This is a genomic window from uncultured Chryseobacterium sp. (genome assembly GCF_913776365.1).
Taxonomy (GTDB): domain Bacteria; phylum Bacteroidota; class Bacteroidia; order Flavobacteriales; family Weeksellaceae; genus Chryseobacterium.
In genome coordinates this window covers 1-5,243 of the sequence record NZ_CAJYMO010000114.1, presented here as the reverse complement: position 1 = coordinate 5,243, position 5,243 = coordinate 1, and the positions used below count along the sequence as shown (strand labels likewise).

General features: G+C 43.1%; 4 protein-coding genes and 1 pseudogene. 2 read left to right on the top strand and 3 right to left on the bottom strand.

Annotated features, from left to right (window positions below):
• Positions 1-327: 327 nt before the first annotated feature.
• Complete coding sequence (locus tag QZ735_RS05550; protein WP_294245336.1) at positions 328-978, bottom strand: protein-L-isoaspartate(D-aspartate) O-methyltransferase; 651 nt, start codon at positions 976-978, stop codon at positions 328-330.
• Between the two features lie 552 nt (positions 979-1,530).
• Between QZ735_RS05550 and QZ735_RS05545 the strand changes: the two are divergent.
• Positions 1,531-2,492: pseudogene (locus QZ735_RS05545) on the top strand (Gfo/Idh/MocA family protein).
• A gap of 89 nt (positions 2,493-2,581) precedes the next feature.
• Here the strand turns inward: QZ735_RS05545 and QZ735_RS05540 are convergent.
• Positions 2,582-2,947: a VOC family protein gene (locus tag QZ735_RS05540; RefSeq protein ID WP_294245333.1), complete on the bottom strand. Its 366-nt coding sequence runs from the start codon at positions 2,945-2,947 to the stop codon at positions 2,582-2,584.
• A 51-nt stretch (positions 2,948-2,998) separates the two neighbouring features.
• Positions 2,999-3,568: a cyclic nucleotide-binding domain-containing protein gene (locus QZ735_RS05535; protein WP_294245330.1), complete on the bottom strand. Its 570-nt coding sequence runs from the start codon at positions 3,566-3,568 to the stop codon at positions 2,999-3,001.
• 321 nt (positions 3,569-3,889) lie between these two features.
• On the opposite strand from QZ735_RS05535, the gene QZ735_RS05530 reads away from it, so the two are divergent.
• On the top strand, positions 3,890-5,243 hold a 1,354-nt coding region (locus tag QZ735_RS05530; RefSeq protein WP_367117830.1), incomplete at its 3' end, for a cellulase family glycosylhydrolase.

The following is a 5,243-nucleotide window of genomic DNA, read 5'->3' as shown; positions in this document are numbered from 1 at the left end:
CTGCATACATAATGATATCCTCTGAATGATTCAGGGGACATTTTCTTTAACAATTTAAGATAGTAAGAGTGGCTTATGGCTGCTGGCAATTGGCTTGTTGCTTCTGCCCTGCATACATAATGATATCCTCTGAATGATTCAGGAGATATTTTCTTTGAAAAACTTTAGGTGTTACGGATGGTTGCTGGCAATTGGCAGTTGGCTTATCAGCGAAAGATTTTAACAGTGAAATAACTTCCGGCATAGAATATCCAGCCTTCGGCCTTTAGTTTAAAAACCTGACTTACACTTATCCACGTCAAAAAAACTGTCGAACCGGCGCCGGTTTTATTGATTCGTGCTTCCCAGCATCGGCACAAATTTATAGGCTCCGAATTCCTCTTTTTCAAATTCAGTCGGGGAAACTTTGGTGAAGCGGTACAGGACCTGCTCATCGGAAGGGCCTAATGGGATGACCATCTTACCGCCGACCTTCAGCTGTTTCAGCAGTTCGGTTGGCAGTACCGAAGCTCCGCAGGTCACGATGATCCGGTCAAAAGGAGCAAAAGTAGGGAGCCCTGCAAAACCGTCCCCGAAGCTCTGGAATTTAGGATACAGGTGCATTTCCCGGAGTTTGTTTTTCGAAAAGTCAAAAAGGTCTTTCTGGCGCTCTACGGTATAGACATGAGCCTTCATGGCCAGCAGGACAGCGGTCTGGTATCCGCAGCCCGTTCCGATTTCCAGCACCTTATCACCGGGGCTTACCTGGAGCAGCTCGGATTGCTCGGCTACTGTCGAAGGATGGGAAATCGTCTGATGCGCAAGAATAGGGAACGCCCGGTCTTCGTAGGCAAAATCCTCAAAGATGCTTTCGATGAAAAGATGGCGGGGAACTTCATTTATGGCAGCGAGGACCCGTTCATCTGAAATCCCGATCCTGTTCCGGAGATAGTCAACCAAAATCTTTCTTTTTCCTTTATGTACAAACGAATCCTGCATCATGAGAGTTATTAGGTATGTGAAATAATTTCCACAAAAATATAAAAACATTCAGTACCTGTCAACCCCGAAAACTGAAGAAGAATATTAAATTAATGTGTATGAGCAGGAAGTAAAAATTAATTCGAAAATAAATAAGTACGCATCAGAAAAATTTAATTTTATTGATAATTAATGCGCTGTCTTTGATCACAATAGATCTCATATTTGAACACACAAATTCCCGAGGCAACTGTTAAATGGTTCCGTTGAAAGGCTCCAAGATTATATCCCTGATACAATTATATGCCGCTCAGTAACAATATAAAACGACAAATTCAGCGGTACACCAATTTGATTTGTCAAATTCCCTGCTACTTAAAAGCAGTACATTTCTCTCTAAAACCTTTGTGACGTTGCGATTTCCAACAACACGCTAAATTACAATACACTAATTCCCGAGTAAATTGTTAAATGCTTCCGCTTTAAATAATGAACCTATATTTTCACCTAAAATCTATCATCCCATAAGAAACCTTAAAATTATTATCTTTACAGAAATTTAATACAGCTATGTTAAAAGCAGGTTTGGTAGGAGCCGGACATTTGGGAAAAATACATTTGAAGCTTCTTCATCAGTCGGATCAGTATGAACTGGTTGGCTTTCATGACAAAGATGCCGAAAACGGCAGGAAACTGGAAGCCGAATTCGGATACCGGTATTTTGAAAATCTGGATGAGCTGCTGGAAAGGATTGATATGCTGGACATTGTTACGCCCACGCTCTACCACTACGATTACGCTTTAAAAGCCATTGATAAAGGCCTTCACTTTTTTATTGAAAAACCGGTAACCCATACCCTGGAGCAGGCAGAAGAGCTTCTTCAGAAATGCAGTGAAAAAGGAATCAAAGCCCAGGTAGGACATGTGGAAAGGTACAACCCTGCCTTTATTGCTACCAAGGAGTATATTCATCACCCGATGTTTATCGAAATCCACCGGTTGGCGGAATTCAATCCCCGCGGAACGGATGTTTCCGTAGTCCTGGACCTGATGATCCATGACCTCGATATCCTGCTGAGCATCGTAAAATCAAAAGTGAAAAACATCCATGCCAGCGGTGTTTGTGTCGTCAGCAAAACCCCGGATATCGCCAATGCAAGAATCGAATTTGAAAACGGTGCGTGGCCAACCTTACGACTTCCAGGATTTCGATGAAAGCCATGAGAAAAAGCAGGTTCTTCCAGAAAGACGCTTACATCTCGGTAGATTTCCTTGAAAAGAAAGCAGAAGTCATCCGGATGAAAGATGCACCGGAGACGCCTACCCCTTTTGATATGATCATTGAAAATGCGGAAGGCGAAAAAAACCAGATTTTATTTGAATACCCGAACATTCAGCCTAATAATGCCATTCTTGATGAGCTGAACTCTTTCGCCGGTTCGATTACCAAAAACAAGCATGTGGAAGTTTCAATCCAGGACGGAACAGAAGCGCTGAAAGTGGCGTTGGAAGTTATGAAACTCATTTCGTAATCTTATCTATTTTACATCCAATGATATAGAAATACGCCTTTCATTACGGAAAGGCGTATTTTATTTCAATACTGTTGAATAATGATGGACTATTGTTGAACAGCATGGATGTTCTCGCCAAAAGTGATGAGGTTATGTACAGGATCGAGGATTGAAAATTCCGTCTGTCCCCAGGGCTTTTTTTTCAGGCTGCCTTCCGGATGAATCTCTACTCCGAGGCTGGTGTATTGATTGTAAAGCTGCTCCAATGCCGAGCAGCGGATGTAGATCTGGCCGTAATTCTGATCACATTCGAGATCTCTGTGTTCAAAAAAATGAATTTCCAGGGCTCCATTTCTCATCATCAGGTAATGCTGAAGGCTCCCCGGCAGGGTTTCGAAACCTAATATACGATAAAATTTTTCAGTTTCTTTCCTGTGATGCATCGGTAACTTCGGTACTATTGTTTCTATCATAATTTTTATTCAAATATCATCATAAAAAAGCATACCCACACTTGATTAAAATCAAATAATAACGTCTGCCCTCACACGGCTAAGCGTCTCCGGCCGCATTTTAAGATAAGATGCGATCATAGAAAGCGGAAACGCCTGCAAAAGCTGCGGCCTGGAGGTAAGCAGATGATTGTATTTCTGCGCCGGATTCATGTTTTCATCGTACATCTCTAACCTGGAATTCAGCCTTCCAAAAATTGAATTAAGCTGTAAAAAACGCGGGGACAACCCGATGAGCTCATGCATACTTTCCAAACTAAGCTCAGCAATTTCAGCGTCGGCAAAACAGGCAGTCGCTGATTTTGACGGTAATTGTTTTAGGAGGTTTGCAGTATCACAAAACCATTCATCTTGCACATGAAGATCAATTATCCTTTTCTCATCGCTTACCGGACAGGTATGAAATTGGTAAAAAGACCCTTTCAGAATGAAAAATACAGATTGCGGAATTTCACCTGGCCGTTGCAGTACTTGATCTTTGGAAATTTTTTTCTTAACAAGCTTACGGTTGAAGAGTTGTACCTCAAATTCTGAAAACGGTCCCAAAGGTTCCCATATTTTCTGAAATTCTGTGTCATTCATCTCGTTTTTTATGTATAAAGATAGCATTTCCTGCTGCTTATATATGCATGCCCACTTAAAAAGCATCCAAAGATGATAAGTTTCAGACAGTAGCCCGGTTACATACTGCTGATGTCACCACAGGTATTAATTTTCTTATAAAAACAAAAGGTAATGGATAATTTTAAATATATTTGTGATTCTATAAATACAGACTTCTAAAACTAAACTCCTTATTATTTAAATCATTAAATCCTTATGAAAAGAGCCCTCCTATTATCCGCCTTTTTATTGTCTCAATTTGGGACATCACAATTATTAAAAGCTGACGGACAGAAAATCGTGAACGACAAAGGTGAAAATATCCAGCTGCGCGGCCTGGGCCTGGGCGGATGGATGCTGCAGGAAGGCTATATGCTGAAAACCGCCGACTTTGCCGGCCCGCAGTACAAAATCAGGGAAAAGATTGCCGAACTGATCGGGGAAGACGGGATGAATGAATTCTACAAAGCCTATATTAAAAACGGAATTACCCGGCAGGACATCGATTTCCTGAAAAAAGCAGGATTCAATTCAATCAGGCTTCCCATGCACTATAACCTCTATACCTTACCTATTGAGAAAGAACAGGTAAAAGGAAAGGATACCTGGCTGGAAGAAGGCTTTAAAATGACCGATGACCTGCTGAAATGGTGTGCCGACAACAAAATGTATCTGATCCTGGATCTTCATGCCACGCCCGGCGGACAGGGAAACGACGTCAATATTTCCGATAACGACAAATCGAAACCTTCCCTCTGGGAAAGCGAGGAGAACCAGCGGAAGACCATATCGTTATGGAAGAAGCTGGCAGAACGCTATAAAGACGAGCCCTGGATCGGCGGTTATGACCTGATTAACGAACCTAATATCAATTTTACAGGCAAAAACCCGAACGGAACGGACGAGATGTCCAATGCACCGCTCTGGAAACTGCAGCGGAACATCACAGAAGCGATCCGTAAAGTTGATCAGAAGCATATCATCATCATCGAAGGGAACGGATGGGGAAACAATTACAACGGGCTGACCCCGCTGTGGGATAACAACCTGGTCTTTAGCTTCCACAAATACTGGACGAATAATGACGACGCTGCCCTGAAGCCGATCCTGGACCTGAGAAAAAAGCACAATGTACCGGTCTGGCTGGGCGAAACCGGGGAAAATTCGAACGTATGGTTTACGGAACTGATCCAGCTGCTGGACAGGCACAACATCGGATATGCCTTCTGGCCGATGAAAAAAATTGATAATATTGCCGGAATCACCAATGTGAAGATCACCCCCGAATATGAACAGCTGCTGAAGTATTGGAAAGACGGCGGCGAAAAGCCTTCCCGTGCCTTCGCGGAGAAAGCGCTGATGCAGATTGCAGAAAACTATAAATTCAGTAATGTGGAAATCAAGCAGGACGTGATCGACGCCCTGTTCAGGCAGACGACGGATGCTTCCACCAGGCCTTTCGTCCAACTCCAGGCTCCGGGGAAAATCAATGCAACGGATTATGACCTTGGCAGGATCGGGGCGGCCTATTCGGATAAGGATTTTGTTAACCTGTGGGTGAGCGATCCGGCAAAAAGATCAGAATGGAACTCCGGAAACCAGCTGCGCAACGACGGCGTGGACATTTACAGAACAGCAGACGGCCTGTATTATG

Excerpts from the sequence above, each read along its gene's own strand:
- QZ735_RS05535 (WP_294245330.1), bottom strand. The coding sequence starts at position 3,568 with ATGAATGACACAGAATTTCAGAAAATATGGGAACCTTTGGGACCGTTT.
- QZ735_RS05550 (WP_294245336.1), bottom strand. The coding sequence starts at position 978 with ATGCAGGATTCGTTTGTACATAAAGGAAAAAGAAAGATTTTGGTTGAC.
- QZ735_RS05540 (WP_294245333.1), bottom strand. The coding sequence starts at position 2,947 with ATGATAGAAACAATAGTACCGAAGTTACCGATGCATCACAGGAAAGAA.